Below are 26192 nucleotides of genomic sequence, written 5' to 3' on the forward strand. Positions count from 1 at the left end.
GCTTGTCTCATGCGGCCGGGAAATCAATCTACCATAACTCCGTACCGTTTGGCAACTGTTTTTTATCCAGACTGAGGAACGAATCCTTTCGTCCAGACGCTGATTCAGTTGCAGTATTTTCGGAGTCACGGTTTAATAATCTATCATATTCGATTTCGTTTTGCAAGTCTTTTGTTTTCCATGCTTGGGATCGTCCGCAAGCTCAGAGAAACCGTCTGACTTGTATCCTGTCTGCCTCGCAGCAGCTCAGGATTAGTAATTTATCATACTTACTATCCCGATGCAACAGTTATATTTTCCAACCTAGATATTTGTATCATATTATCCAATGTTTTGGTGCTCGTTCAAAATAAAAAAGCACCGCATAGGTGCTCTGCTCTCGGTTCCGTCGGACGATGCGGCGAATCATGCTCTCCTCCGAGCGCGGCTAAAATGATCCTGGGTGTACGCACACGTCGCTAAGTCCCGAGGCCGTATAATCATTTATATCACTGCATGCAGAGCCTTCGCCCCTTACGGTCACCGGCCTAAGCGTCAAAAGGTTCCGCGATGTCCCTGCCGCCTCACGCAAGAAACCGCCGCTTCTTCTGCGGCGATGTGCCACCAATTCTCCCATGATGCTCAGCGTGATTTCTTCCGGCGTCCCGGCCCCGATATCCAAACCGATGGGGGAAAACAGCCTGTTCAATCTCTCTTGCGTCAATGTCACATCGTCGGACCGGAGGCTCTTTACGATTTTGCGGATGCGGCTTCCCGAGCTTAACCCCCCAAGATAGGCGATGTCTTCATGACTTTTTCCGATACAATAATCTTGCCGTCGTCAATGGCAACCGCCCCATCCTTGTAAATCCGCCTGTCCCGGTCTACAGTGATCACATAATCCGCATGAACAATCAACAACGAAACTTGCTGCAATCTGTTCATCTCCATTCACAATGGCAATCAACCCAAAACAAAAACCGGACTCACCAGAAATCAACATTCATGTTGACTCCGGCTGTCCGGTCGATTCTTTCCAACGTTAAAGTGATTCGGTTATTCGATTTTTCTCCTGTCATTCCAACTGGTGATCTAAGAGATATTAATATAATAAAATCACTAGGAATAATTGTCATTTTTTTGTTTTCATCTGATGAGACGACAGATTTCGTTTTCCGGCCAGCGGATGGAGTGAAGGCTATTCGCCGGTCATGCGGCAGGGCATCCAAACCTGCGCAGCTTCCCAAAAACGCAGCAAAGATACTTTCATAATCCTTAAGAGGAATTACTTATTTCTACGTCGAATATTGTAGATTGAGGTGAAAACAATGTCAGATACCAGAGCTCTTTATTCCGATACGGAACTATTCGCTGCATCATTGTTTCAGTTGAAAGTATCCGTCTGGGAACGTACCGCTGATGATATTCCGGTGAGAGTCGAGGACGGCGGAACCATTGAACGGATTACGCCGATTAGCGTTAAAATAAACGGGACCAACTATGTGCGAAGCGACTGCGAATTTCGAGTTTCCATGAGCGATATTAGATCGTAAGGTTCAGCTTCAATTTAAGATAAAGGATGTGGCGAAAAGATGACAGGACAATCTTTATTATTAATCGACGGATTTAACTTGTTGAGCAGAGCGCATTTTGCCACCTCATATAACCGAACCGATGACCAGTTAAAAAATAGCAAAGGCATGTACACCAATGCATTAAGGGTGTTTTACCAGAAAATATTCAACCTGATCAGGGACCACAGGATTACTCACCTCTCCGTGGTTTGGGACGTGAAAAGGGACGAAACCGCAAGAAGGAAAAAGTATCCGTTTTACAAGGCCACACGGTTTGAACTCCCCGAACCTTTGATCCATCAGTATGAGACGTGCAGAGCAGCATCGGATGCGATAGGGATTCATCAGATTTCATTGTCGCCTTACGAAGCCGATGACCTGATGGGGGCTCTGTCGAAAAAGTGGTCTGGCGGAGATTGCTACATATACAGCAATGACCATGATTTGTTTCAATTATTGAGTGAAACGACCTCGCAAATTATTGCGGGCAAACAAGGAGAATATGTTTACTCCCTGAGCCATTTTCAAGCGGATTATGGAATCGCTCCTGAACAATGGGTAGATGTCAAAGCGCTGCTTGGCGACAGCAGCGACAATATTCCCGGTTGCCCGGGGATTGGCGAAAAATCTGCTCTGCCGCTGATTCAGCATTATGGATCGCTGGAGCGGATCTATGAAAATATCGAACAACTGGAGCCCGGCCTGTCCCGGCTTAAAAAGAAATTGATTCAAGGCAAGGAAACCGCTCTTTTAAGCAGGGAGCTGTCGCAAATCACCTGCGATATTGCAGAGCTTGATCCGTTGTTGATGGATGATCTGAAAGTAAGCATACGTAAAGATGTCCTTGGCGAATGGCTGCAGCAAATGGAACTGAAAATCAGAATAGATTCGTATGGCGCTTAGTAGCGCCCGGGCTTTGGGAATAAACAAGAGCTGTCCGCCGGCCATTTTCATGGCGACAGCCCCGCAGCTTATTGTTTAATCGACCATTCGTTTACATCATAATGCATGCCGTAGATGGTGCAGCCTCGCCCTTCGATGGCTTTATTCAGCGCAATCAGATTTTTTTCGGAGTAGATGGTGACAAGCGGAACATCTTCCTGAATCAGGTTTTGCAGCTCTTTATATATGACAAACCGTTTGTCCTTATCGATTTCCTTCATGCCAAGCGCTATGTCGGCAACAATACCGGGCTGGCGATCGGAGCGTGCTTGGGAGGTTTGATCCCTCGATTTCGTTTCCGTTGACTTATGCCGTAACGTCAATGTCGACATTCGCTTTTGCCGTGTTCCTGTTCTTCTTCATGACATTCTCCGCGCAGGATGAGATTCCTGCGGAAAACGCTGCGGCGGCGCATGTCAAAAGTGAAAGCCCGCTGCGTGATTTGACCCGTTTCCACATATGTTTGTTCTTGGACTCGGCGCATTGTTTTATTATATGTCATTTACGTTCTGGAGCAACGGCATCGCACCTTATTTAACGGAGCAAGGATATCCCTTGGCCATGTACAGTTTATTGTGGATCGTAAACGGAATTGTCATTTTCGCCGGACAGCCGGTAACCACCCTGATCAAATCCACGATGGCCAGGTCGCTGGTCGCCCAAATGGTGGCCAGTGCGGTCTGTTATACGTTGGGGCTGGGCTTCATTTTAATTTTTTCACGAGACCTACGTGTTTCTGGTTTTCGGCATGAACGTGTGCACGATCGGAGAAATGCTGCTGCTTCCTGCGATTCCGACCTTTTCCTCCGAACGCACGGGCAAATCCGCGCCTTTCTATATGGGGTTGTCCGGCGGTTTCGGCAATGTGGGCAGAATGACCGGACCTACCATCTACGGCAATGTGTATGATCATTGGGGCGTCCTGCCGGTGATTGTGATCGGGACCCTCACTTCAGCCGTTTCGCTATTGTTCTTTTTGATGCACGCTTCGCTGCACAAACTAAGTAAGGAAAACGTCAGCAAAGGGCAAATCGCGACCTATTGATTCCATACCGTTAAGAAAAAAATCCCTTGCCGGAACGAACCGGCAAGGAATCGCCTATGTCAAACCTCTTGTTTTTAAAAAATGTCCGATCCGGCGAACAGCCTCGATCAGCCGCTCCTCTTCTTGAACCAAGGCTATGCGTACATAACCTTCTCCTTCTTTGCCGAACGCATCGCCCGGAATGACCGCAACACCGGCCGAATACAGAATTTCCCGGGAAATTTGTCGAGAAGTCCATCCGTCGGGAATCCGTGCCCAAATGAACATGGTCGCTTTCGGTCTGGCAATATCCCAGCCTGCCTCGCGCAAACCGTCAATGACGATGTCTCTCCGTTTCTCATACATTTCCGCAACCGAACGTCTATCCGGGCTCATGTCCTCCTCCAAAGCGGCAATGCCCGCTTGCTGCACCGCCAAAAACACGCCATAATCGATATTCGATTTCAGCACGCGCAGCGCCCGAACCGTATCGGACTGTCCGACCATGAATGCAATGCGGCATCCGGCCATATTAAAGCTTTTGGATAGGGAATGGAACTCCACGGCCACGTCTTTCGCGCCCTCGACTTCCAGAATGCTGGGCGGTCTGAATCCGTCAAAAGCCATCTCGGAATAAGCCAGATCCTGGACAATCAGCAGATCGTGCTTTTTGGCGTAATCTACCAGCCGTTCAAAGAACGGGAGCGTTGCAACGGCAGACAACGGATTGCTCGGGTAATTCAGCAGCATAAATTTGGCCTTCTTTGCCGTTTCCTCAGGGATATCCTCCAATTTGGGGAGGAAGCCGTTCTTTTCACGAAGCGGCATAAAGCAAGGCTGTACGCCGGCCAATACCAGGCTCGCCCCATAAATGGGGTAACCCGGATCGGGAACCAGCACGGTATCTCCCGGATCGGTCACCGCCATGGCAAGATGGGCGAGGCCGTCCTGCGAGCCCATAAGGGTGACGATCTCGCTTTCCGGATCCAGCGTCACGTTGAAGCGGTGTTTGTACCATTGCGCAACCTTCCGCCTGAACTCGGGGCTTCCTTCCGATGTCGGGTACCCATAAAGCTTAGGGTCTGCCACAGCATCCGCAAGCGCCTGCATCACCCTTGCCGAAGGAGGACGATCCGGACTTCCGATGCCCAAGTCGATCACATCGACGCCGCGGGCTGCCACCTCTTTTTTCCACTGTGCCACTTCAGAAAAAATAGCCGAACCCAGTTCGGCCAAACGTTTCGATTCCAGTCGTTTCATACGGAAAACCTCTTTTGGTATAAGAATAGATCTTAACATGTTAGCCTCGATCAAGCAAATGACCTTTAAACCGTCAAGCCGGAAACCCGATGCACAAGCGACATCATGGCGATCAGAAACGCGGCAAGCAGCACATATGCAATACCGAATTTCCAACGGGAAGCGGCGGGCACTTCGTAATATTTGTCATTTTCATAATGTGTGTAATCGATCCGGCAGTGAATCATCAGATGCAGCCCGTCTTCCTTCTGAAGATGCTCCAGCCGCGTCACGTACGCCCTCTGGATGATGCCTTGGCTCATCATCGGCACCGTGCCTTGAAAATCAAGGCTGTCCCAAAGCACCTTCACGTACTGCTGCCCATCCTCCAGACTGGAATACGTGATGAAAGGAAGTTCCCTTTTGTGCTCCGTTCCGGGAATGATGTATCCCTGGGCAATTAACGGCTCTGCCGGAACGGAAAAGCTCGCGGTCACCATGCGCTCCTCGCCCCGGTTGCGGTTTTTGACATACTTTTTGTAAAGGTCGTAGGCGAACATCGCCCAGATGATGAAAAATAAAATCGAACGCAAATAGATGATAATGACCAATCCGCCGATCAATCCGACCAGCCAAAGCCAACGGGTAACGGCCGTGGCGATGCGTCCTCCGTCTAACGGATGGATCGGCAGCAAGTTGATCAGATTCAGGAAAAACCCGACGTAGGCCACAGTATAGAGCAGCGGATGATCCAGCGCATAAGCCGCTCCAAACACGGCAACAGCCCCGAGCGTCCCGAGCGCCGGACCGCCAATCGCTACATAAGCCTCCGTCTCCGCATCTCTCGGGTGTCTTTTCATATTGATCAATGCGCCGAGAAAAGGAATAAATACGGGGGCCGTCACCGGTAAGCCTTTGCGCTTGGCGGCCCATACATGACCCAACTCGTGGACAAGGAGCAAAAGCACCACGCCTATGGCAAAGCCCCAAGGGTAGATCAAAGCATAGGCTCCAACAGAGATGAACATAGAAACCAACGCCCCGCCGGCTTTACCGAATTTCAGCAGCGAAAGCAGGCCTTTGCCTTTGGTCAGAAGGAACGCCGCCGCGGCCCCGATATACCACAGCCAATTACCTTTGTTTTTATTACGACTGGGCTGCAATCCTCGATCACCCTCCTTTTATGCTTCCGCCCGGCCCCACACCTCGGCATACATTTCCGGTTTGAACCCGACCGTTACTTTGGAACCGTCGGTCACTACCGGGCGCTTGATCAGCTTGCCGTTGGACGCCAGCAGCGCGATCTTCTCCTCGTCGCTCATGGAGGGAAGCTTGTCTTTCAGCTGCATTTCCTTGTAGACTTCTCCCGATACGTTGAACCACTTCTTGATCTCCAGGCCGCTTAAAGGAATCATTTCCTGCAGTTGCGATACGGTCGGAGGCCGCTCTACGATGTGAACGGCTTCCACATCCCATCCTTGCTCCTTCAGCCACTTTAATGCGTTGCGGCATGTGCCGCATTGCGGATATTGATATACGGTTAACTTGTGCTTGCTGCTCATCTGCTCCATCCTCGTCCCATGGTATAGATTTTCTTTACTTTACATTATACCGATGTTGGCAGCCCGCCTGCAAATCAGCGGCGGCAAGCCCGTAGTTGAAATCAGACGACGCAATACCGATAATGGAAAAGAATACCGCAACTTTCCCGGATTCATTATCTGCGTCCTGCCCGGTTATTCAGCCGTTCTTACGAATTTCCAAAAGGAGATACGACATGATTATTTATTTTATCAAACTGGTTTACAGCCTGCTCATTCCGCCCGGCATCTTTGTGCTTTTATTAGGGCTTGCCGCATTATGGCTGTATTATCGCTGCGGCCGCAGATCGTGGCTTATTCCATTGGCCCTCGCTTTCCTGCTGTACTTGTCATCGATCCCGCTGACCGGCGAAGCGGCCCTTCGGTCGCTGGAAGATCGCTATGCCCCGCCCGCATCCATAGAAGGGGACGCCTACGTTGTACTCACCGGAGGAGCCATCGCAGGAACCCCGGACATCGACGGTACAGGACATCTGAACGGCTACACTCTGCATCGGGTCGTATCGGCTGCGGAGCTGTACGCCCGGCATCCGCTGCCGGTTCTCATTTCCGGCGGCCAAGTGTTCGCCGATACCCCTAACGAAGGTCAGCTGGCAAAGCGCAAGCTGATCGCCTTGGGCGTGCCCGAACAGGCCATCCTGCTGGAGGATCGGAGCCGAACGACGCAGGAAAATGCCCGGAACGCCAAAGAGCTTCTGGAACGGCAGGGATTGACCCGCCCTGTACTGATCACCTCCGCTTTTCACATGTCAAGGTCCATCAAACACTTTAAGGAGCAGCAGGTGGAGGTTATTCCTTACCCGGTTAACTATCTGGCAGGCAATACCGGCGGCGGGTTATCGGGCCGGTTATTCGTACCGTCCTCTGCCGCAATGAATCAATTGCAATTAGTGGTGAAAGAGTACTTGGGCATGCTGCAGTAGCTTTTGCGGTACGCAAAAAACCGCCGGTTCTTTACGAAGAACGGCGGTTTTGGGCTTTATTCGTTTGATTCCAGTCTATCCAGGCACTGCTGTATGTCCGACGGCAGCGGAGCGTGAAATTCCATCCATTTACGGGATATCGGATGGGTTAACCCGAGCGCAGCGGCATGCAGCGCATGACGGCCGATGAAGACAGACGTTGACGGTTCCTCCGCTTCTTCCAACCCATAGAGCTTATCACCAAAGAGCGGGTGTCCCAGATGCTTCATATGAACGCGGATCTGATGGGTACGGCCTGTCTCCAGCCATAGACGAACCCACGTCGCATTCCGGAAGCGGCGCTCTACGCGATAGTGCGTTACAGACGGGTAACCGGTGTCGGTGACGATACGAAGATGCGGCGACAGCGGGTCGCGATCGATCGGCGCATCGACGGTTCCTTCATCGAGCGCCAGCACACCATGCACCAAGGCGACATACTCTTTTTTCAACCCGGTGGTCTGCATTTGTTCGGAAATTTGCTGGTGTACATACGCGTTTTTGGCAACGGCCAGCACCCCCGACGTTTCCTGGTCGAGACGGTGAACGGGACGGAAACGGAACCTTTCCCCTTTTTCCAACCAATAGTGAACCACGCCGTTGGCCAGCGTTTCCGTGTAATGTCCGTGCGTCGGATGAACGATTCGGCCGGCCTCTTTGTTCAGCACCAGCAGCTCCTCGTCCTCATAAAGTATGTCGAGCGGGATCGGTTGGGGTAATATGTCATCTGACGTTTCCACTTCCATACGGGCTTCCACCCTGTCGCCCGCCCGTACTTTGACGTCGATATACCTGCGCTCTCCGTTGAGCAGAATGCCCTGCTCCGTCATCTTCAGCCGGGACAACAGCTTGCGGGAAATCCCCATCCTTTGCTGCAAAACCGTCCGGAGCAACATGCCGTCATCCTCCGGCGGCACGATGTACTGAAGAGGTTTGTAATAGCTTGTCATTTTCGGCGGAACACCTTGGCGCTGCGCGCATATTCCACATCGGGAATCCCTGCGCGGCTGTTGGCCGCCCGGGCCACGGTAAAGAACAAATCCGACAATCGGTTCAAATAGCGGCGCACTTCTTCATTGATTGGCTGTGTACGGGCCAGCGTCACCACCCGGCGCTCTGCCCTGCGGCAGACGGTCCGGCATACATGCAGCGCGGAGGAAGCCCGGCTTCCCCCGGGCAGAATAAACCGCTGAATCTCCGGGGCCTCCGCATCGTACTTGTCGATCCATGTCTCCAGACGGTCCACCATCTCCGCCGTCACCTTATAAGGACGCAGCTCCTGCTTGAGCAGAGCCAAATCCGAGCCGCAGTCGAACAGCTCATGCTGAATTTCAAGCAAATCGGCAAGCAAATCCTGATCCCGCTCCGGGTCAAGGAAACCCATCGCCTGTCCGACAAAGCAGTTCAGCTCATCGACCGTACCGTAAGCCTCCACCCTTGCGTCATCTTTATCCACGCGTCCTCCGATCACGCCGGTTTGACCCGCATCGCCCGTCCTCGTATATATTCTCATCCGCTATCCCTCCTTGCGATCTATCATCTCATACAACCGGTCCATATCCAAGTGCTGCCTTACATGCGCCGCCAGCCTGTCAAATGCGGCTTCACGACGCTCCTGAAAGCGAAGCTCCGCCGGCACCGGCTCCAGCCCTTTACTTTCACGAATCCGGTTTAACCAGGCCCTGCGGAAATCGTCATTATGCAAAATACCGTGCACATACGTGCCGAATCGGCGGCCGTCTCCGTTCACGACCCCATCCGCGGCAGGCTCCGTATCATCAGCGGCCGGCAGCAGCAAAAAAGGATGCTCGACCGGTTCAAGAAATGAAGTTTGGCCCATATGTATTTCGTAACCCGTAATAGGAAACCGCTGTCCCTGCCGGGCGTACAGACCCGTTGTTCCTTGAGCTTGCACCGTTCTCTTCTCCCGGGCAAAGACGGTTTCCGTCGGAAACAGGCCCAGTCCCCTCAGCTCCGGCTGATTCGATTCCACCAGTTCCGGATCCAGCAGCCTGCAGCCGAGCATCTGATAGCCTGCGCAAATGCCGACGATCCACCCGCCGTTCTCGGCAAAATCCACCAGCTTCCGTTCCAGTCCCCCGTTTCGCAAATAAAGAAGGTCGTCGACCGTGTTTTTGCTTCCCGGCACGATCACCGCATCCGGTTCGCCGAACTGTTCCGGCGTCTCCACGAACCGCAAGCGAACGTCCCTCTCGTACTCCAGCGGATCTACATCCGTGAAATTGGATATGCGCGGCAGGCGAAGCACCGCAATGTCCAGCATGCCGGGCTGCTTCTCCCCGATCTGACGTTCCGCCAGCCTCCGGTCCAATGATGCGGAATCTTCATCTTCAAGTTCAAGCTGGGGCAGATAAGGAATCACGCCCAACACGGGCTTCCCCGTCCGTCGCTCAAGCCAATCCAGTCCGGGCTTCAGCAGGCTAATATCCCCGCGGAATTTATTGATGATAAATCCTTTGACACGCGATCTTTCTTCCGGAGTGAAGATCTCGAGCGTGCCTACAATCGAAGCGAATACCCCTCCGCGGTCGATATCCGCCACCAGGAGCACAGGCGCATCCGCCCAGCCCGCCAGCCGCATGTTGACGATATCTCGGTTTTTCAGATTGATCTCGGCGGGGCTTCCCGCCCCCTCAATGAGGACAACGTCGAAATCCCTGCGCAGCCGGGTCAGCGCTTCCTTTACAACCCTTTCCGCCTCAGGCAGGTATTTTTCCCGGTACGTCCTGGCGTCAAGATCGCGGAAAGGCTTGCCGTGCACGACGACTTGGGAGATCATGTCCTTTTTCGGCTTCAACAGGATCGGATTCATATCCGTCGTCGCGGGAATGCGGCAGGCATCGGCCTGCATCCCCTGCGCCCTGCCGATTTCTTTGCCATCCGGCGTGACGTAGGAGTTCAGCGACATGTTTTGCGATTTAAACGGCGCGACGCGCCGGCCATCCTGCAGCAGGATACGGCACAGCGCAGCCGTCAGCAGGCTTTTGCCCGCATCCGAAGACGTACCTTGGATCATGAGTGTAGGAGCAAGCCCGCGATCAGGAGTTCCCACCGCGGCAGGCACAGCATCCTCGGTCTCCGCCGAGCCCTGCAGAACGCTCAAAGCTTCGGTTAAACCGGCCAACAGCTTTTCGTTTTGTTCCCTCAGCTTGACCGCTACTCTGCACCAGGTTTCGTCCAATCCGGCAAAAAGCGACGCATCGCGCACCAGAATCCCTCTTCGTCCCATCTCGGCTTGAAGCGCCTGAACCGTAAGGCCAAGCGGCCGAAGCGAGAAGAGAATAAAATTGGCGTCGCTGTCAATCACCCGGAGCCCCAGTTTCCGGAGTTTTCCGGTAAGAACCTCCCGCTCTTCCTTCAGCCATTCCAGCGTGCGCACCGCGTATTCCCGCTCCTCCAGCACACTGCTGCCGATCCACTGCGCCAAAGCATTCACGCTCCACGGCACCTGCAGCCGCTTCATCAGGCGAATCCGTTCGGGATTCGCTACAATATAGCCGAGCCGGATACCGGGGATCGAATAAAATTTGGTCATGGAACGAATGACCATCAGGCTGGAGCTCTCTGCTGCCGTACGCGTCAGCGTAAGCTCCTCCTCGCGGGGACTAAAGTCAAGAAACGCTTCATCAATAATGGCCGGAATGCCGCCTGCCGCCAGCCAGGACACGATTTCCCCAGGCAGCAGCCGCCCCGTAGGGTTGTTCGGATGCCCCAGAAACAGCAAGTCGCACAGGCTTGCCGCCTCTTTTACATCGGAAAGCTTAAGCTCATATCCCGATGCCTCGGAGAGCGGAATATCGTACACCCGCCCGCCGATTTTTGCCACAGCTTCTTCATATTCTCCAAAAGACGGCCTCGCGAGCCCTGTCAGGCCGGGACGCAGCACCCGTACGGCCAGATCGATCAGCTCCGCCGCCCCGTTGCCCACCAGAATGCAGTCCTCGTCCACCTTATGCTTTGCCGCCAGCTTGCGCGTCAGCTCTCTCACAGCCGGATCGGGATAGTTCACGACTTCCTTCCACCTGCTGCTGAAGATGAATCCCACCGTTTCCGGAGGCCCAAGCGGATTCATGTTCGAGCTGAAATCGAGAAACTGATCCTTGGGCATCCCAAAGGTTTCCGCCGCCGTCCATAAATCACCGCCGTGTCCGTATCGCTCCAGCATCCATTCATTCCCCCTGTCCCGTCATCAACACAAGCAAAAGAAGCAGCAGCACCTCCAGCAGCTCGTTCATAGCCCCATAGGTATCTCCGGTCAAACCGCCCAGCTTGCGATGAATGTACTCGCTCATCAGATAACCGCCGCCAAGAGTCAATCCCGCAAATGCCAGCATAGGCCACAGCCCCCCTGCCAAGTGCAGACCCAGCGCCCGTGCGGTCAGGAGCACAGCTGCGGATAATAGTGCAGCCAGCGCACTATGGGCCGCAATGTGCTTCCATCCGACGCCGCGGTAAAAACTCCCCATACCGCCGCCTTTTTCCTGCCTCGCATAGGGCCAGCCGGCAATCGCAACCACCATATACCACCGGCTCCACAGCAAAACCATCGGCAGCAGCAGCCAGCTCAGCGTCCCGGTACGAAAAAGCTCCTGCAGCAAAGACCATTTCAGAAGCAGCACCAGCGCGCATACTACGACGCCCATAGCGCCGACCCGGCTGTCCTTCATGATCTCCAGCATCCGCTCGCGCGAACGGTGGCTCAATATGCCGTCCGCCATATCCATCAGGCCGTCCAGATGCAGCGCTCCGGTCAGCAGCACCCAGGCCGAAAGCAGCAGCGCGGCGGCGGGAAGCGGAGGCAAAGCCATATACAGCAGCTTCCCCGCACCCATCAGAAGAACTCCGAGCACCAAGCCGACCAAAGGATAAAAAACGACGCTTCGGCGAAACAAAGCGTCATTGTAATCAAGCTTCACCGGCACGGGAAGACGGGTCAGAAATTGAAAAGCAGCCGCACAGGCCGACCCCCACGTTATCCATAAAGCCAAAAAGCCCGCACAGCAATCCCCCCGCAACCAGATAACTGACACCGTACAATATCCCGACGGTTCGACGGATGTCCTCTCGCTCCCGTTCTCTGAGCGGCCACCCCATCCGTGCCCGCTCGCTCGTGCGGCCGTGGTAAACGTTCACTCCGCCAAGCTCGATACCCAGTGCTCCGGCGACGGCCGATTCCGGAATGCCGCTGTTCGGACTCGGGTGAAGCCGGGCAAAGCGCACAATCGAACGCGCGGCTCTTCCTGCACGAAGCCCGGGGCTGAACCACGCAGCCATCACGATCAGCAGACCCGCCAGCCTTGCGGGAATCCAGTTCATCACATCGTCCCAGCGGGCCGAAGCCCATCCGAAATGAATATATTTTTCATTCTTGTAGCCCACCATCGAGTCGAGCGTATTGGAAGCGCGGTACAGCATCGCCAATGGAGCGCCTCCCGCCAAGGCATAGCAAACCGGAGAAATAAACGCATCCACAATGTTCTCGGCTACGGTCTCGACCGCGGCCCGCGTAATTTCAGGCTCGTCGAGCTGTGAAGTGTTCCTTCCGACAATGAAGCCGACCTGCTCTCTTGCCTCATCGATACGTCCTTCGCTTAAAGGTTTATATACCGCCATCGCCGCGTCCTTCAGCCCCTTGACGGCGATCGTAGTCGAGATAAACCAGGTGCTGGCGGCATAACCAACCCATAGATGTACTTGATCCGCCAGCCATACCATAAGCCAAATGCTTCCGGCAGACAGACCGATCGTCAAGAAGGCCAGTACCGCTCCGCACAAACGGGCACGGTGCGCCTCTGCGGCCGATTCGCTCTCCTGTTTCACCGGAATCGGATACAGGCGGTTTTCCAAATATGCAATCAACCGCCCGATCCAAACAACCGGGTGTGTCAACCAACGCCATGCGGGGTCCCCGATGACCCAGTCGATCACTATCGCCGCAAGCACCATCCACATCAACTCTTGCAAACTATAAAACAGCAAGTCCGTTCCTCCGCACCGTACTAAAAGTGAAACGCCCGGCTTTTCAGTTCCACCGGAATTCCCGCCGTGACCAGAAACACTTGGTCGGCTATGCGGGCCAGCCGCTGATTCATTCGCCCGGACAGATCCCGAAACACCCGACCGAGCTTATATTCAGGCACCAGACCGCTGCCTACCTCATTGGTAACCAGAACGACCGGACGGTCGAGCGAACCGAATACCTCCGCCAGCTCGTCAATTTTGGCCTCAAGCCCGTCCAACCGCCCGGTCTCCGGCTCTTGTTCCAGCCTCAGCAGCCAATTGGACAGCCACAGCGTCAGGCAATCGACAAGCACGACGGGCGATTCCGCCCTAAGAAGCGCCCCGGCGAGATCATACGGCTCCTCCGCCGTAATCCACGGAAACCCTCGTTCATCCCGTTCCCGGCGGTGCATCGCGATGCGTTCCTTCATTTCATCGTCATAGGCTTGCGACGTGGCGATGTAAAGACCTTGTGCGCCAAGTGTTGCCGCATAGCTTTCCGCAAAAGAGCTCTTCCCGCTGCGGGCCCCGCCCGTTACAAGCACCTTCAGTCCCCGCCGGCTCATCCTTGCAGCTGCTCCGCAGGAAGCGCACCGGAAACACCCGCATTGGCGAAGGTCGCCATTTCTTTCATGATCTTGACCGCAGCCTCAATCAGCGGAAAAGCAAGGACGGCGCCCGTACCCTCGCCAAGCCGCATGTCCATCACAAGCATCGGTGTCAGTCCGATTTCTTCGAGCAGACGCGCGTGTCCCTGTTCCTGCGAAAGGTGCGAGGCGATCATATACCGTACGCTGAGCGGTGCCAATCGGGCTGCGACCAAAGCGGCAGCCGAGGAGATGAACCCGTCGATGACGACCGGACAGCGGTGCTTGGCCGCCCCCAGGATGACGCCGGCCAAGCCGGCGATCTCAAGCCCCCCCACTTTGGACAGCACGTCCATCGGATCGGCCGCATCCGGACGATTGAGCTCGATCGCTTGGCGAATCACAGCCTGCTTGTGCCGCAGGCGCTCGTCGTCGATTCCGGTGCCTCGCCCTGCGGCTTCGGCCGCATCCGTACCCCCAAGTACGGTCAAGATGGCCGAGCTGGCCGTCGTGTTGCCGATGCCCATATCTCCGGTGGCGATCAAGCCGTAGCCATCCCGCACCAATTCAGCGGCTATCTCCGCACCGACCAGAACCGCTTCCTCCGCTTCCTCCCGCGTCATCGCGGGCCCCTTAGCCATATTGGCCGTGCCCATGCGAATTTTATGAGACCTCAGCCGTGAATCGGAAAGCTCCGCGTTCACACCAATATCGACACACAGAACGTCGGCTCCGGCGTGGCGCGAAAGCACGTTCACCGCCGCGCCCCCATTCAGAAAGTTAAGCACCATCTGCGGCGTGACTTCGGCCGGATAGGCGCTGACGCCTTCTTCGCATACGCCGTGATCCGCAGCCATGACGACGACCGCCTTTTTCCCCAGATCCGGTATCGGCTCCCCGCGGATTCCCGCAAGCTGCTTGGCCACCTCCTCCAGTCTGCCCAAGCTTCCCGGCGGCTTGGTCAGCTGATCGAGATGACGCGCCGCCTCCTCTATACTCCGTTTATCCAAAGGGGCGATACCCGCAATGATTTGTTCCAATCGGTTATTGCTCATCATCTTGTTCCCTTTCCCAGTAAGATTTGCGGAACACCGCTGTCCGGATGCGCAAGAATGTGAGGCCGCGTTCCGTACACCTGCTCCAGCAGATCGGCACGAAGCACCTCTTCAGCCGTACCGATTCCCGCCGTCGCTCCTTCATGCAGCAGAAGGAGACGGTCGCAGTATTGAGCGGCCAAATTCAGATCGTGCAGCACCGAAATGACCGTCATCCCCCATTCCTGCTGCCATTTACGAACCATATCCATCATTTCGACCTGGTACCCGATATCCAGAAATGTTGTCGGTTCATCCAGCAGCAGCAGCTTGGGCTCTTGCGCCATTGCTTTCCCCAAGGCTACACGCTGACGTTCACCGCCGCTCAAATGATCGATGGTTCGCTCCCGCAGGGAGTCCAGCTTCAGCCAAGCGATAATCCGCTCTACCAGCGCAGCGGCATCCGCCGTTTCGTCTCCCAGCCAGTTTTGATACGGGTAGCGTCCCATTTCGATCACCTCCTGCACCGTGAAGCCGAGCGGCGGCAGCGCATCCTGCTCCAGCACCGCGATCTGCCGCGCCAAGGCTTTCCTTGAGCAGGATGCCACAGGCTTGCCATCCAGCCGCACATTTCCCGCAGTCGCCGGCTCCAGGCCGGTAATCAGATGAAGCAGCGTCGATTTCCCGCTTCCGTTGGGTCCCAAAATACCGAACCATTCACCGGGCTTCACCCGAAAGCGGACTCCCCGGAGCACCTCCCGCGCTCCGAATGCCTTGGACACCTCTTCCACATCTACTTGAATCATCGCGCCGGCCTCCTTTCACTCACGCACCATCCGTTTTTTCCGCCGAAGCAAATAAGCAAAAAATGGAGCCCCCATAAACGCCGTCACGACCCCGAGTGGAATCTCCGTCGGACTAAGCAGCGTTCGGGCCAGCGTATCTGCGAGCAGCACATAAATCGCGCCGCCAATTAGAGACAGGGGGAGCAGCAAGCGGTAATCCGGTCCGATCATCAGCCGAAGCAAATGCGGCACCAGAAGCCCGACAAAAGCAATCACCCCCGACACGGATACGGCCGCCGCAGTGATCAAAGTAGACGCCATCAGGACAATCAGCTTGGTCCTCTCGATATGGACGCCTAGATGCGCCGCTTGCCGCTCCCCGAGCGCAAACAAATTCATCGACCGGCCGTAACAGAGCAGCACTGCGGAGCCTGCAGCCAAATACGGCAGCAGCACCAGCGAATAAGTCCAGCCCCGCAGCGCCAGGCTTCCCATCAGCCAGAAGATGATTTCGTTGATCACCTGATCCGACATCGCCACCATTAACGAGACGAAGGCGCCCAGGAACGCCTGCATTACGACACCCGACAGAATGACGGTTTCCTTACGCAGCTTGCCGTCGGTCCGTGCCAGCAAAAGCACCGTACAGAGCGACAGTACTCCGGTCAAGAACGCTACCGCCGGTACCGTCCACTCCCCAAAGAGCGTATACTGCAGACCGAACAAGATCAAAAAAGCCGCACCCACCGATGCTCCGGACGAAACGCCCAGCGTGTACGGATCGGCAAGCGGATTGCGGAGTACGCCCTGAAAGGCCGCGCCGGCCAACCCCAGGGCGGCACCGACCAGAATGCCCAGCACTACCCTTGGCAGCCTGACCCTCCATACGATTTGTTCCGAAGCTTCGCTCCAATCCCCCTGGATTCGTTCACCGATCCAAGGCAGCTGATGAAGTACGATTCCCCAGACATGACCGAACGGAATTCGGACCGAACCGATCGATACTGCCGCAGAAACGGCGAATACAAGCAGGGCCAAGGCGGCTCCGCCCCAAATCCACAGCTTACGCTTCATCTATTTCACCAGTTCCGGGTATATTCCTTTGGCTACTTCCGTCAATGCCTGTGTAATCCGGGGACCCGGACGGCTCATAATGTCCTTGTCCAACCCGACCAACCGGTTCGACTTCACCGCTTCAATCCGGTCCCAGCCGCTGCGCTCGCGAATCAACTGATCCATCGGCTTATTGCTCTTCTCGTCGATGATCCCCGTCGGATAAAGAATAATCTGCGGATTGTCCGCGATCACCTTCTCCTCGCTAAGCTTTACGTAACCTTTCTCGCCGCCCGCCACATTGATTCCTCCGGCCAGGCTGATCAGCTCGTCAATATACTCGCCTTTACCGACCGTCCAGCCGGGGGAAAACTCGACAAATACCTTTTTCTTCTGCTCAGGCTTCAGATCCTTCACCGCATCCAGTACCTTTTGGCGTTCGGCCTTCATCGAATCGACCAGCTTCTCCGCCTGCTCCTGGCGGTCGAAGATTTGCCCCATGAGCAGAATATTGCTCATCACATCGTCTAACGTTTTGGGCTCGACCTTAAACAGATTCACCTTCAGTCCGCGAAGCTTCTCCACTACGGTCATATTCATGGATACCCCCGTCATGACCAAATCGGCGTTGGCCGCAACGAGCGCTTCCTCGTTCGGCTTGATGATGCTGCCGACTTTCGGCTTCGCCGCCGCTTCGGCTGGATAGTTGCAGAAATCCGATACGCCCACTACCTGATCTCCGAGCCCCAAAGCAAAGAGTGTTTCCGTTTCACTCGGTGAAGTGGAAACGATGCGCTCCGGAGCTTTCTCAAAAACAAATTCTTTACCCGTAGCGTCTTTGACGGTGAGCGGATACGTCGTCCGTTTGGCCGATGTGACCGACCCTTCCTGCCTGGCGTCGCCCGCCTTCGGCGATTCCGCCTGCTGACCTTGCCCCGGCGCTGGCGCAGTGCTTCCGCATCCTGCCAGCGTTCCCGCCAAAGCCAGGCTCAGAACGGCTGCAAGCAGCCTTTTTTTTATGCGAGTCGTCTTATCCCAATACATAGGTCCATCTCCTTATCATCATTCAAAAAACGAAAAGACCCCTGCTTTCGGATCGTCTCCGAAGCAGAGGCACACTCTGACAAACCTGGCGGCCGCAGTCGACATCAAGTCGATATGCCGCCGGCAGGCTGCGCGTCTGCCCCTTTTCCTCGAAAGGCTGCATCGAATGCATGTTCAGGCAGGTTTCCTGACTTACGGGCTGCTTCGCTGAGCCAGAGCTCTTCGCCTTCCCGTCTGCTCCAGACAGTGACTTCATGAAGAGCATTTACCCGTATACAGTGGCGGGACCGCGCCGGATTCACACCGGCTTCCCTTTTAACCCGCAAGCGTTGATTGGCTGTGCGGGCACCTGAACCGCTATGTTGTTGTCCGCTGCATGACTGGCATGCACAATTATTTCTCGGCAATTATTTTCATGACCTGCTTCGCTTTCTCTTTGTCCGGCGCATTGGCCGGAATGAACGCGAACAGATTTTTGCCGTCGAATTCGAGCTCCGTAAACCATTTGGTTTGATCCATCGGGATGCCGTACAGATGCTTTTGCTTCTTGCCGTCTTCCGTAACTTCCAGAACGCCCTCAGGAAAATCCTCCGCTTTGGCCACATCGTCCAGCGGAACATAACCGCCCTGCTCGCCCATCGCTTTAAAATGATTCTCCGGAATCATCAGAATGCCGTTCTGACCGGCCGCTATTTCGACGATCAGCTTCTCCATTGAAAATATAGGCGCCGCCAATACTTGCACACTGGCCGATTCACCTATTTCACTTTGCAGCGAGGCTTGCAACTTTTCTCCCGCTTCATTCGGGATCCCGTTGGATCCTATCATGAAAATCGACACATCCGCCTTCGATCCTCCGCCGCAGCCTGCAGCAAGTACGAACATCATCAGCAGCAGGCAGAGCAGCCCATTCCTTCTCACGCCGGTTTCTCCCCTCGTGTTTTTCCCTCTCTACCCCGATTCTCCAACATATCCTTTATGATGTTAACATAAAAGACCTGCTCTTTCAAAGCTTTTAAGAATAAGGAGGAAGCACGAAAAACCTGGCTGCTGCGCTGAAATCATCCTTACAGCTGACCATTTGACGTTTTGGCACTCTGCTGCTCACTTACACTTCTTTCGATCTCATTAAAAGAAGCCGGTCAAGACCGGCCCTTTTGATGAAGATTCATATATTCATTTATTTTGAGATCAAGCTCCATACTGATTTTCACTACTTCCGGTGATGTCAGGTCATTTCCGTTTTGTACAAGGCGCTCCAGTTCGCGTCTTAAAAGGTAAATATGATCTTCTAAAGATAAGGCAGACGAAGCACGTTTTCCTGTTCCAAAAATCCACTTGGCTTTCTGATCATTCTCGCGAATCCAGCCGTTATTCATGTATTGCCGAAGCTGATATTCCGGAAAAGCCATTCTTCATCCCTCCCGCTTCATATCTTTAGACCTATAAAGAAAAAGATTCATATTCTATGAAAATATGAATCTACATCTAATATACCAGTTTTTGGGGGGATTGAAAATGGATAATATTGTTTAATTAAAGCTTTTTGATGAAATTGCCTATTCGATCAATCGCTTCAATCAGCTGGTTAACCGAAGTCGCGTAAGAACAGCGGACAAATCCTTCTCCACCCTTGCCAAATACATTGCCGGGTACTGCTGCGACCTTCGCCTCACGAATCAAGCGCTCGGCAAATTCCTCGGAGCTTAGCCCCGTTGCCTGAATGGAAGGGAAGGCATAGAATGCGCCCTGAGGCTCATGACACTGCAGTCCGATGTCCCGGAAACCCTGTACGACAAGACGACGGCGCTGGTTGTAGGACTCTACCATGCGGTCTTTTTCCTCCATGCCGTGCTTGAGCGCCTCCAGGGCAGCAACCTGTCCCATGGACGGCGCACACATGACCGTGTACTGGTGGATTTTGAGCATGGCCGATATGAGGTCGGGATGCCCGCAAGCGTATCCCATCCGCCAGCCGGTCATCGCAAACGCCTTGGAAAAGCCGCTCACAAGAATCGTCCGGTCGCGCATGCCCGGAATCGAAGCGAAGCTGACATGCTTTTGTTCATAGGTCAATTCCGCATAAATCTCGTCCGAGATAACGATCAGATCGTGCTCCTCAACGACTTTGGCAATCGGCAGCCAATCCTCATAGGTCATGATGCCCCCGGTCGGGTTGCTTGGATAGCACAGAATCAACACTTTGGAACGGGGCGTGATCGCCGCCTTGAGCGATTCCGCCGTCAGCTTGAAGCCGTCTTTGGCAAAAGTCTCGATGCCTACGGGAATGCCGCCGCCGATCCGGGTAATCGGGCTGTAAGAAATGTAGCAGGGCTCCGGAATAAGAATCTCATCGCCCGGGGTAACCAAGGCGCGCAGCGCCAGATCGATGGCTTCGCTTCCGCCAACGGTGACGATCACCTCTTCGGAAGGCTCATACGGGACGTGAAACGACTCGTACAAGTATTCGGCAATCGCTTCCCGCAGCTCAGGCAGCCCGGAGTTGGGCGTATACTTGGTATTTCCGCGTTCAAGCGAATAAACGCACGCTTCTCTGACATGCCACGGGGTGCTAAAGTCAGGTTCCCCTACTCCAAGGGATATAATATCCTTGCTGCCGCTCACCAGATCAAAAAACTTACGGATGCCTGATGGCGGAATTTCACGCACGAGCGGAGCCAGATAGCCGCTCATCGACTTCGTCTGCAGCGGTTGCTGTTGGGCCTGTTTATGCTCTATCATCTTCTCAGCGTCCTTTACGGTGAGATCAAGAGGCGGCGATCATCTTCATGATCTTCGAAGGTAATCCCGTCCTGCTTGTACTTTTTCAATATAAAATGCGTCTTCGTCGACAATACCCGATCAATCGGGGAAAGCTTATTGGAAACGAACGACGCCACCTCTTTGAGCGTTTTGCCTTCGATCTCCACGAGCAGATCATATGCGCCCGACATCAAATAGACCGATTTCACTTCAGGATATAAGTAAATGCGTTCGGCAATCGCGTCAAAGCCGCGTCCGCGTTCCGGCGTAATTTGCACTTCAATGAGGGCAGTGACTTTCTCGCTGTCCACTTTGGCCCAATTAACGACCGTAGCGTATTTTACGATCACATTCGCCTCTTCCAGCTCTTGAATCGCCTCCGCCACTTCCGCCTCGGAAGCCCCGAGCATGGTTGCGATCAAGGCCGGCGTGCGGCGTGCATCTTCTTTGAGCAGCTCAATGATTTTCATTTTGAATTGTTCCATGGATGCGCCCTCCTACAAAGCTTAAAATGACAGAAAAGAAGTTCGATGAAAATCAAACCTTTCTGTATCCATAAAATTCCGGCTTTACCATGGTATCCATTCTTCGGCTGGCTTCGACCGGAAGCTTTTATTATTACTACATATTACACCTATCGCCCGTCATTTGGCAAAGCAAAATTACAAAGAGCATGACATGCAGCCGGAAATGGACGACAAAAAACCCCCACAGTAATGGAGGCTGATCATCGACTTATGAAGCAGACTAGCTATGGCAGAAGCTGTGAGCTGTAAGAAGTTTACCATATATCCTTCAATTTCCCGCCCTTGGTACCCGGGAAGCACTGTAATTTCAATCCTGCTCTGATCGGCATCCACGAGACGACCCAGTCCGACAAGCCGTCCTTGATCGTAAGCGGCTATAACACGATCACTATGAGAGTACGATTCGTATGAAAATTCTCCGCTCTGGCCAGAATGTGCGGAAACGGAATCGATCAACTGCTGAAACTGCGCCTCGCCCGGAAGCTCATTATGCAGTGCGATTTTCATGAAAGGTTCCCCTCTCCAGTAAGATGTTCAAAAATCAGAAGGACCGGTTTCCCGCTCCCTTGTTTATTATTATACATAATAATGAATATTTATGCAACCTTTTTCCGCACACTTTCTCTATACAAAAAAAGCGGCGGGAGCTGTCCGCCCTGGACTGTCCCGCCGCTTCCCCTATGCCGCTGCCATCAAAATATGTCCATGCTCAAATACCGTTCTCCCGTATCCGGCGCAATGCACAGCACACGTTTGCCGCGGCCAAGCTTGCGAGCTACCTGCAGACCGGTCCATACCGCCGCTCCCGCAGACGGGCCGACCAGGATACCTTCAAGCCTCGCCAAGTCACGCGTCGTTTGCAGTGCGTCCTCGTCAGCGACCTGCACGATCTCATCGTAAACATCCGTGTTCAGAATCGAAGGCACAAAGCCCGGGCTGGTGCCGACCAGCTTATGGGGCCCGGGCTGTCCGCCCGACAGAACCGGCGATCCTTTAGGCTCAACGACATAAATACTGATCCCCGGAAGCTTCTCACGGAGCACTTCCCCGGTACCGGTAATCGTCCCTCCGGTGCCCGAGGTGGCGATAAAGGCGTCCAGCCGCCCATCCATCTGCTCAATGATCTCCAGAGCCGTCGTTACTCTGTGGATATCCGGATTCGCCTTATTCTCAAACTGCTGGGGAATAAAGCTGTTCGGTATTTGCTCCTGCAGCTCAAGCGCCTTCTTGATGGCGCCCGGCATGCGTTCCGCAGCGGGAGTAAGTACGACTTCCGCTCCGTAAGCCTTCAGCAGATTGATCCGCTCCTTGGTCATATTGTCCGGCATAACCAAAATCGCTTTATACCCTTTTGCCGCCGCGTTCATCGCCAGCCCGATTCCGGTATTTCCGCTTGTCGGCTCGATGATCGTAGCGCCCGGACGAATCCGGCCATCCTTTTCCGCCTGAGCGATCAGATTGAACGCCGCACGATCCTTGACACTTCCGCTCGGATTGAAATATTCAAGCTTCACGTAAAGCTCCGCATCATCCTGGCCTACGAGACGGTTGACCCGAACGGCCGGCGTATCCCCGATCAGCTCTGTGATGCTGTTTACCATCTTTTTACTTGAACCCATGCTGCAGCCTCCCTTAACGTACAGAAACCTCCAGCTTCCGTACTACCAATCCTCTGTCCCCTTATTTTAGCGGGAGGGAATGTTTTGTCAAGCTGGCACGCGCTTACAACCATGCCTTAAGCTTTATCTGCCTTCACTTTACGCATCCAATACCAAGCCGCGATCGGCGAGCTGCCAATGGCGAGCAGCAGCCAGTTCATGGCTGCCGGGGACCGGGTCAGGGATACCACCGTAATGAATACCGCCGTACCCAGCAGACGTCCCGCATTGAGCGCAAGCTCCCTCATCACGATATATTCCTCCCGGCGCTTCACACTTTCTTCATCGCCTCCGATCAGATCAAAAACGATCGATGTCATGGGTATGGCATATAGCGGGTAGAATACGGCCGCTCCAATACCGAACATCAGGAGCGTAACAAAATCAACCTTCCAGAAAAAAGGAAAAATAATCAGCACCAGCATAACCGCCCCGATCAGTAAAGCTTTAGGCCGGTATTCCGGACGCAGCCATCGGCCCGCAAGCATAAAACTGATCAACGCCGCGGCCGAGGTCAGAAGCGAAAAATTGCCCAGCTTCATCTCGCTGCCGGTATGGACGAAAACGAGCAGGGCGATGAAAAAGCCGAACACGCCCTCCCGTACGCCTTGCGCCATCAAAGCCAGACCGACCTTGCGCCATGCCGTATCCTTTTGCCGTAAACATCGCCAGGTCAGGAACCACTCATAATTTCCCGAGGTTTTTCGTTTTTTCAGGAAAAAACTGACGATCACGCCGATGCAAAATACGATAAGGGACAATGTAAAAATAAGGCGGTACCCGTTGGTCTCCTGCATGCGGACAATAAGAAACCCCGATATCCAGGGGGCGATCATCCCCGCTCCCGATCCGAGCAGTCCTGCTGCACCGTTAAACCGGTCGCGGTTGTCCGGATCCGTCACCTCAAAATAAACGACATTAAAAGCCAACCAGAACAAACCGGATGACAGCCCCTGGACAGCCCCAAGGAGCACATAATAATCCGCCGACTGCTCGCCAAACCACAGCACAAGCAAATAAAACAGCGCGGCAACCGCCACTCCCGTTCGCAAACAGTTCATTTTATTATGTTCTTTCACCCATTTGCCAGCCAGCCAGAACGTCAAAGCCATCGAGAGGTGATGTACTAATGTAAACCAACCAATGACCGAAAAATCGTGCTTAGCCTTCCAGAGATATACATTCACGAAGACCCCGGATAAAGCGTTGGCGGCGGCAAATAATCCGTTGACTGTCAGCAGCAGCCGCGATTGTCCCGTTAACGGAGCGCTTTTCCCCGATCCCTCACGGCCCCCGCCTCCCGGGACTTCCCTGCGGACCTGCCGCCACTCATGACCTGCTCCGCTTTTGCTGCTTTTACGAGTCCAATGGTCTGGAAAATGTTTAGTTCCGGAATGCATTCGCTCACCTAATCCCATGTAATGTCTTAGTTAAGCTTCCCAAAAAGACAAAAAACATGAGCGATGCCGGCAATATGACAAACCTTTGAATCCCCGGTTAAAGAGAAAGCGGGGAAAGGCGCGAACGCCTCCCCCCACGATTTATGACGATGATTTGCCGTTTGAACGGAGCAGCTCGATCATGGCAAGCCGATCCTCCTCGGCCAAGGAATACTCTACCTTGAAGCAGGAAGGACAAACATAAACCTGTGACGAAAAAGACGCTTTAAGCAGGGGCTGCTTCAAGTTCCCGTGCACAAACGGCGCGAACCCTTGTGATCCGTTTTGCGTTCCGGCATACAGCATCAAGCTGTGGCATGCCGCGCATTCGGGAGCATCCTCCTGACTGTCCAGCACCCGCTGCACACCCTCTTCATACTCATCTATCAGCTCCAGGTCTTCGTCGGACAGATCGTAATCGTCCTCTTCTTCGTCATCGTACGTGATCTGCTGATCCGACGGCTTGACGGTAATATTTATACTCCGGTAATCTCCCAGCTCGTTGAAGCAGTGCGGACACGTTTCTTCCGGGCCGATCTCCGGATCCCAGACAATTTCGGTGTGGCACCAAGGGCATAGAGAGTCATAGGATTGCGGCAAACAATATTCCTCCCTTTATTCAACTCATGCATGATTAATAAAATAGTAAACGCCCGCGCCCAAAAACACAAGCGCAAGCGCCAACAAGGTGCCCCATAAATATTTCACAGGACGTTCCTCCTTCAAATCGAACAACGATCCGGATTCCATCAGGTGACGCTGGCGCCTACAACGTAAGAAAGCGATATCGAAATAATCATGGATAAAAAGCCGACCGCCCGGTTATCCTGCTGGATCTGTTCGTCAATTTTGAAATACGGTGTCAAAAACTCAAATATAAAGTAAGCGATCAGCAGCAGCAGGAATCCGAAGCCGGCCCAGATCAGCGAGTGCCAGATCGTGTCATTATTGAGAATGGAAAAACGAAATATATTACAAATCCCGAAAATTTTGCCGCCGGTCGCCATCGCTACGGAAAGATTGCCCTTCTTGATTTCGTCCCAATCCTTGTACTTCGTTACAAGTTCAAACAATGCCAGAAAAACGATTAATGCCAGCACGGCGACAGAAAAAAATGCCAACGTTTCCATGTATGGATTTGCTATCATGCGTCCCACCTCTTCATTCATCATGGTCGATTCTCCCCGCCTTTTCCTTGAAGCGCAAAGACAACAATCGAAGAGACTGAAAGTGCCATCCTTTCAGTCTCCGCTTTGCTTGTGAATCTTTTACTCCGCTTGCTTTCTCGCTGCGAGTTTCGCCTTCAACGCGGCCAATTCATCGTCTACACCGTCATTTTTGCCGAGAGCGGCTAATTCGTCGTCCAGGCTTTTCCCTCTGGAGTTCAGCTCACCGCTGGCCTCCGCTTCCGCTTCCAGCTGGAGCACCTTTTCGCTCATCCGGTCGAATCCCTTGGCGGCGTTGTCTGTGCCGAATCCGGACATCGCCTGGTTGATCTGCTTCTGCGCTTTGGCAGCTTCAGCACGGGCTACAAGAATATCCTTCTTGTTCTTCATCTTGGCGAATTCATCCTTCATTTCGGCAAGCTGGCTGCGCAGGCGGTCGGCATTAGCCTTGGCCGTTTCGAACTGCCCCTTCATCTCATCATGGCGCTGCTGGTGCTCTTTCTTATCCTGAAGCGCGCGGCGGGCAAGATCTTCATTCCCCGCTTCCAGAGCCTTGAGCGCTTGTTCTTCCCGCTTCTGAACCATTTCAAACGCTTCTTCATATTGCTGCTTGAATTTCTTCTCAATGGCAATTTGCTTCGCAACGGCAACTTCGGCCTCACGAATATCCTCTTCCATATCGCGCAAAAATTGGTTGAGCATTTTTACCGGGTCTTCCGCCTTGTCGAGCAAATCGTTGATCGAAGCCATCGTCAAATCGCGCAGTCTCTTAAAAATCCCCATATCGGAGCCCT

At 53.8% G+C, this 26192-nt stretch carries 31 protein-coding genes and 1 riboswitch; of the genes, 4 read left to right on the forward strand and 27 right to left on the reverse strand.

Going from position 1 to position 26192, the window contains the following annotated elements; all coding sequences use genetic code 11:
- Nucleotides 1-427: 427 nt before the first annotated feature.
- Together EXW96_RS24730 and EXW96_RS24735 are read right to left on the reverse strand one after the other, a co-directional pair.
- Nucleotides 428-802, reverse strand: a complete 375-nt coding sequence (locus EXW96_RS24730; protein ID WP_082660833.1) for an XdhC family protein — start codon at nucleotides 800-802, stop codon at nucleotides 428-430.
- The gene (locus EXW96_RS24735) at nucleotides 760-915 is read right to left on the reverse strand and encodes a hypothetical protein (protein ID WP_160327387.1); all 156 of its coding nucleotides are present in this window, start codon (nucleotides 913-915) and stop codon (nucleotides 760-762) included. Before EXW96_RS24735 ends, EXW96_RS24730 begins: the two co-directional genes overlap by 43 nt.
- 392 nt (nucleotides 916-1307) lie before the next feature.
- On the opposite strand from EXW96_RS24735, the gene EXW96_RS24740 reads away from it, so the two are divergent.
- Together EXW96_RS24740 and EXW96_RS24745 are read left to right on the forward strand one after the other, a co-directional pair.
- The gene (locus EXW96_RS24740; RefSeq protein WP_054818689.1) at nucleotides 1308-1532 is read left to right on the forward strand and encodes a hypothetical protein; all 225 of its coding nucleotides are present in this window, start codon (nucleotides 1308-1310) and stop codon (nucleotides 1530-1532) included.
- Between the two features lie 39 nt (nucleotides 1533-1571).
- On the forward strand, nucleotides 1572-2456 hold the full coding sequence (locus EXW96_RS24745) for a 5'-3' exonuclease (RefSeq protein WP_174351669.1): 885 nt from the start codon (nucleotides 1572-1574) through the stop codon (nucleotides 2454-2456).
- Nucleotides 2457-2524: 68 nt separating this feature from the next.
- On the opposite strand, the gene EXW96_RS24750 is transcribed toward EXW96_RS24745, so the two are convergent.
- Nucleotides 2525-2827: a hypothetical protein gene (locus EXW96_RS24750; protein ID WP_174351670.1), complete on the reverse strand. Its 303-nt coding sequence runs from the start codon at nucleotides 2825-2827 to the stop codon at nucleotides 2525-2527.
- A 398-nt stretch (nucleotides 2828-3225) separates the two neighbouring features.
- On the opposite strand from EXW96_RS24750, the gene EXW96_RS24755 reads away from it, so the two are divergent.
- The gene (locus EXW96_RS24755) at nucleotides 3226-3540 is read left to right on the forward strand and encodes an MFS transporter (RefSeq protein WP_174351671.1); all 315 of its coding nucleotides are present in this window, start codon (nucleotides 3226-3228) and stop codon (nucleotides 3538-3540) included.
- 54 nt (nucleotides 3541-3594) lie between these two features.
- Here EXW96_RS24755 and EXW96_RS24760 read toward each other — a convergent pair whose 3' ends face one another.
- The 3 genes from EXW96_RS24760 to EXW96_RS24770 all read right to left on the reverse strand — a co-directional run bounded on the left by EXW96_RS24760 (nucleotide 3595) and on the right by EXW96_RS24770 (nucleotide 6320).
- Nucleotides 3595-4779 carry an aminotransferase class I/II-fold pyridoxal phosphate-dependent enzyme gene (locus EXW96_RS24760; RefSeq protein ID WP_074728853.1) on the reverse strand — a complete coding sequence of 395 codons (1185 nt, stop codon included), beginning with the start codon at nucleotides 4777-4779 and terminating at the stop codon, nucleotides 3595-3597.
- Between the two features lie 65 nt (nucleotides 4780-4844).
- Entirely contained in the window at nucleotides 4845-5921 is a 1077-nt protein-coding gene (locus EXW96_RS24765; RefSeq protein WP_062409422.1) for a site-2 protease family protein, read from the reverse strand.
- 18 nt (nucleotides 5922-5939) lie between these two features.
- Nucleotides 5940-6320 carry an arsenate reductase family protein gene (locus tag EXW96_RS24770; RefSeq protein ID WP_062409423.1) on the reverse strand — a complete coding sequence of 127 codons (381 nt, stop codon included), beginning with the start codon at nucleotides 6318-6320 and terminating at the stop codon, nucleotides 5940-5942.
- A gap of 215 nt (nucleotides 6321-6535) precedes the next feature.
- Here EXW96_RS24770 and EXW96_RS24775 point away from each other — a divergent pair, with 215 nt between their 5' ends.
- Nucleotides 6536-7282 (forward strand): YdcF family protein, encoded by a 747-nt coding sequence (locus EXW96_RS24775; protein WP_217437503.1) that lies wholly within the window; start codon nucleotides 6536-6538, stop codon nucleotides 7280-7282.
- Nucleotides 7283-7338: 56 nt separating this feature from the next.
- On the opposite strand, the gene EXW96_RS24780 is transcribed toward EXW96_RS24775, so the two are convergent.
- From EXW96_RS24780 to EXW96_RS24875, 21 genes are all read right to left on the reverse strand, one after another.
- The gene (locus tag EXW96_RS24780) at nucleotides 7339-8271 is read right to left on the reverse strand and encodes an RluA family pseudouridine synthase (protein WP_137671159.1); all 933 of its coding nucleotides are present in this window, start codon (nucleotides 8269-8271) and stop codon (nucleotides 7339-7341) included.
- A complete protein-coding gene (locus EXW96_RS24785) occupies nucleotides 8268-8834 on the reverse strand; it encodes a cob(I)yrinic acid a,c-diamide adenosyltransferase (RefSeq protein ID WP_054818682.1) in 567 nt (188 codons plus the stop codon). Before EXW96_RS24785 ends, EXW96_RS24780 begins: the two co-directional genes overlap by 4 nt.
- 3 nt (nucleotides 8835-8837) lie before the next feature.
- Nucleotides 8838-11507, reverse strand: a complete 2670-nt coding sequence (locus EXW96_RS28355; protein ID WP_174351672.1) for a cobyric acid synthase — start codon at nucleotides 11505-11507, stop codon at nucleotides 8838-8840.
- 4 nt (nucleotides 11508-11511) lie between these two features.
- Nucleotides 11512-12363 (reverse strand): adenosylcobinamide-GDP ribazoletransferase, encoded by an 852-nt coding sequence (cobS, locus tag EXW96_RS24795; RefSeq protein ID WP_309225222.1) that lies wholly within the window; start codon nucleotides 12361-12363, stop codon nucleotides 11512-11514.
- Entirely contained in the window at nucleotides 12248-13321 is a 1074-nt protein-coding gene (gene cbiB / locus EXW96_RS24800; RefSeq protein WP_174351674.1) for an adenosylcobinamide-phosphate synthase CbiB, read from the reverse strand. Before cbiB ends, cobS begins: the two co-directional genes overlap by 116 nt.
- A gap of 20 nt (nucleotides 13322-13341) precedes the next feature.
- Nucleotides 13342-13908: a bifunctional adenosylcobinamide kinase/adenosylcobinamide-phosphate guanylyltransferase gene (gene cobU, locus EXW96_RS24805; RefSeq protein ID WP_062409428.1), complete on the reverse strand. Its 567-nt coding sequence runs from the start codon at nucleotides 13906-13908 to the stop codon at nucleotides 13342-13344.
- On the reverse strand, nucleotides 13905-14984 hold the full coding sequence (cobT, locus tag EXW96_RS24810) for a nicotinate-nucleotide--dimethylbenzimidazole phosphoribosyltransferase (RefSeq protein WP_174351707.1): 1080 nt from the start codon (nucleotides 14982-14984) through the stop codon (nucleotides 13905-13907). Before cobT ends, cobU begins: the two co-directional genes overlap by 4 nt.
- Nucleotides 14984-15769 (reverse strand): ABC transporter ATP-binding protein, encoded by a 786-nt coding sequence (locus EXW96_RS24815; RefSeq protein WP_174351675.1) that lies wholly within the window; start codon nucleotides 15767-15769, stop codon nucleotides 14984-14986. Before EXW96_RS24815 ends, cobT begins: the two co-directional genes overlap by 1 nt.
- A 15-nt stretch (nucleotides 15770-15784) precedes the next feature.
- Nucleotides 15785-16822: a FecCD family ABC transporter permease gene (locus EXW96_RS24820; RefSeq protein WP_062409430.1), complete on the reverse strand. Its 1038-nt coding sequence runs from the start codon at nucleotides 16820-16822 to the stop codon at nucleotides 15785-15787.
- On the reverse strand, nucleotides 16823-17845 hold the full coding sequence (locus tag EXW96_RS24825) for an ABC transporter substrate-binding protein (protein ID WP_174351676.1): 1023 nt from the start codon (nucleotides 17843-17845) through the stop codon (nucleotides 16823-16825).
- A 160-nt stretch (nucleotides 17846-18005) separates the two neighbouring features.
- Nucleotides 18006-18213: riboswitch (cobalamin riboswitch) on the reverse strand.
- A 25-nt stretch (nucleotides 18214-18238) separates the two neighbouring features.
- Complete coding sequence (locus tag EXW96_RS24830; RefSeq protein ID WP_062409432.1) at nucleotides 18239-18766, reverse strand: hypothetical protein; 528 nt, start codon at nucleotides 18764-18766, stop codon at nucleotides 18239-18241.
- A gap of 221 nt (nucleotides 18767-18987) precedes the next feature.
- The gene (locus tag EXW96_RS24835) at nucleotides 18988-19257 is read right to left on the reverse strand and encodes an aspartyl-phosphate phosphatase Spo0E family protein (protein WP_054818679.1); all 270 of its coding nucleotides are present in this window, start codon (nucleotides 19255-19257) and stop codon (nucleotides 18988-18990) included.
- A 124-nt stretch (nucleotides 19258-19381) separates the two neighbouring features.
- The gene (locus tag EXW96_RS24840; RefSeq protein ID WP_062409433.1) at nucleotides 19382-20587 is read right to left on the reverse strand and encodes an aminotransferase class I/II-fold pyridoxal phosphate-dependent enzyme; all 1206 of its coding nucleotides are present in this window, start codon (nucleotides 20585-20587) and stop codon (nucleotides 19382-19384) included.
- Nucleotides 20588-20601: 14 nt separating this feature from the next.
- Nucleotides 20602-21093: an Lrp/AsnC family transcriptional regulator gene (locus tag EXW96_RS24845; RefSeq protein ID WP_062409434.1), complete on the reverse strand. Its 492-nt coding sequence runs from the start codon at nucleotides 21091-21093 to the stop codon at nucleotides 20602-20604.
- 177 nt (nucleotides 21094-21270) lie between these two features.
- Entirely contained in the window at nucleotides 21271-21642 is a 372-nt protein-coding gene (locus EXW96_RS24850) for a hypothetical protein (protein WP_254611565.1), read from the reverse strand.
- A 185-nt stretch (nucleotides 21643-21827) separates the two neighbouring features.
- Nucleotides 21828-22754: a cysteine synthase A gene (gene cysK / locus EXW96_RS24855; protein ID WP_074728846.1), complete on the reverse strand. Its 927-nt coding sequence runs from the start codon at nucleotides 22752-22754 to the stop codon at nucleotides 21828-21830.
- 116 nt (nucleotides 22755-22870) lie between these two features.
- Nucleotides 22871-24193: an MFS transporter gene (locus EXW96_RS24860; RefSeq protein WP_074728844.1), complete on the reverse strand. Its 1323-nt coding sequence runs from the start codon at nucleotides 24191-24193 to the stop codon at nucleotides 22871-22873.
- Between the two features lie 141 nt (nucleotides 24194-24334).
- Nucleotides 24335-24832, reverse strand: coding sequence for a hypothetical protein (locus tag EXW96_RS24865; RefSeq protein WP_062409437.1), 498 nt, complete (start codon nucleotides 24830-24832; stop codon nucleotides 24335-24337).
- 24 nt (nucleotides 24833-24856) lie between these two features.
- Entirely contained in the window at nucleotides 24857-24982 is a 126-nt protein-coding gene (locus tag EXW96_RS28145) for a hypothetical protein (RefSeq protein ID WP_256380563.1), read from the reverse strand.
- The gene (locus EXW96_RS24870; RefSeq protein ID WP_062411011.1) at nucleotides 24982-25401 is read right to left on the reverse strand and encodes a DUF350 domain-containing protein; all 420 of its coding nucleotides are present in this window, start codon (nucleotides 25399-25401) and stop codon (nucleotides 24982-24984) included. The genes EXW96_RS28145 and EXW96_RS24870 overlap by 1 nt, the downstream gene beginning before the upstream one ends.
- A gap of 99 nt (nucleotides 25402-25500) precedes the next feature.
- On the reverse strand, nucleotides 25501-26181 hold the full coding sequence (locus EXW96_RS24875) for a PspA/IM30 family protein (RefSeq protein WP_074728842.1): 681 nt from the start codon (nucleotides 26179-26181) through the stop codon (nucleotides 25501-25503).
- Between the last annotated feature and the right edge of the window lie 11 nt (nucleotides 26182-26192).

The sequence above is a fragment of the Paenibacillus sp. JMULE4 genome (assembly GCF_013337105.1).
Lineage (GTDB): Bacteria > Bacillota > Bacilli > Paenibacillales > NBRC-103111 > Paenibacillus_G > Paenibacillus_G naphthalenovorans.

What these genes read in the sequence shown, in the direction of transcription:
- EXW96_RS24740 (WP_054818689.1), top strand. Translation starts at nt 1,308, where the DNA reads ATGTCAGATACCAGAGCTCTTTATTCCGATACGGAACTATTCGCTGCA.
- EXW96_RS24745 (WP_174351669.1), top strand. Translation starts at nt 1,572, where the DNA reads ATGACAGGACAATCTTTATTATTAATCGACGGATTTAACTTGTTGAGC.
- EXW96_RS24750 (WP_174351670.1), bottom strand. Translation starts at nt 2,827, where the DNA reads ATGTCGACATTGACGTTACGGCATAAGTCAACGGAAACGAAATCGAGG.
- EXW96_RS24760 (WP_074728853.1), bottom strand. Translation starts at nt 4,779, where the DNA reads ATGAAACGACTGGAATCGAAACGTTTGGCCGAACTGGGTTCGGCTATT.
- EXW96_RS24770 (WP_062409423.1), bottom strand. Translation starts at nt 6,320, where the DNA reads ATGAGCAGCAAGCACAAGTTAACCGTATATCAATATCCGCAATGCGGC.
- EXW96_RS24775 (WP_217437503.1), top strand. Translation starts at nt 6,536, where the DNA reads ATGATTATTTATTTTATCAAACTGGTTTACAGCCTGCTCATTCCGCCC.
- EXW96_RS24780 (WP_137671159.1), bottom strand. Translation starts at nt 8,271, where the DNA reads ATGACAAGCTATTACAAACCTCTTCAGTACATCGTGCCGCCGGAGGAT.
- EXW96_RS24785 (WP_054818682.1), bottom strand. Translation starts at nt 8,834, where the DNA reads ATGAGAATATATACGAGGACGGGCGATGCGGGTCAAACCGGCGTGATC.
- EXW96_RS28355 (WP_174351672.1), bottom strand. Translation starts at nt 11,507, where the DNA reads ATGCTGGAGCGATACGGACACGGCGGTGATTTATGGACGGCGGCGGAA.
- cobU (WP_062409428.1), bottom strand. Translation starts at nt 13,908, where the DNA reads ATGAGCCGGCGGGGACTGAAGGTGCTTGTAACGGGCGGGGCCCGCAGC.
- cobT (WP_174351707.1), bottom strand. Translation starts at nt 14,984, where the DNA reads ATGAGCAATAACCGATTGGAACAAATCATTGCGGGTATCGCCCCTTTG.
- EXW96_RS24815 (WP_174351675.1), bottom strand. Translation starts at nt 15,769, where the DNA reads ATGATTCAAGTAGATGTGGAAGAGGTGTCCAAGGCATTCGGAGCGCGG.
- EXW96_RS24820 (WP_062409430.1), bottom strand. Translation starts at nt 16,822, where the DNA reads ATGAAGCGTAAGCTGTGGATTTGGGGCGGAGCCGCCTTGGCCCTGCTT.
- EXW96_RS24825 (WP_174351676.1), bottom strand. Translation starts at nt 17,845, where the DNA reads ATGTATTGGGATAAGACGACTCGCATAAAAAAAAGGCTGCTTGCAGCC.
- EXW96_RS24835 (WP_054818679.1), bottom strand. Translation starts at nt 19,257, where the DNA reads ATGGCTTTTCCGGAATATCAGCTTCGGCAATACATGAATAACGGCTGG.
- EXW96_RS24840 (WP_062409433.1), bottom strand. Translation starts at nt 20,587, where the DNA reads ATGATAGAGCATAAACAGGCCCAACAGCAACCGCTGCAGACGAAGTCG.
- EXW96_RS24845 (WP_062409434.1), bottom strand. Translation starts at nt 21,093, where the DNA reads ATGGAACAATTCAAAATGAAAATCATTGAGCTGCTCAAAGAAGATGCA.
- EXW96_RS24850 (WP_254611565.1), bottom strand. Translation starts at nt 21,642, where the DNA reads ATGAAAATCGCACTGCATAATGAGCTTCCGGGCGAGGCGCAGTTTCAG.
- cysK (WP_074728846.1), bottom strand. Translation starts at nt 22,754, where the DNA reads ATGGGTTCAAGTAAAAAGATGGTAAACAGCATCACAGAGCTGATCGGG.
- EXW96_RS24860 (WP_074728844.1), bottom strand. Translation starts at nt 24,193, where the DNA reads ATGCATTCCGGAACTAAACATTTTCCAGACCATTGGACTCGTAAAAGC.
- EXW96_RS28145 (WP_256380563.1), bottom strand. Translation starts at nt 24,982, where the DNA reads ATGGAATCCGGATCGTTGTTCGATTTGAAGGAGGAACGTCCTGTGAAA.
- EXW96_RS24870 (WP_062411011.1), bottom strand. Translation starts at nt 25,401, where the DNA reads ATGAATGAAGAGGTGGGACGCATGATAGCAAATCCATACATGGAAACG.
- EXW96_RS24875 (WP_074728842.1), bottom strand. Translation starts at nt 26,181, where the DNA reads ATGGGGATTTTTAAGAGACTGCGCGATTTGACGATGGCTTCGATCAAC.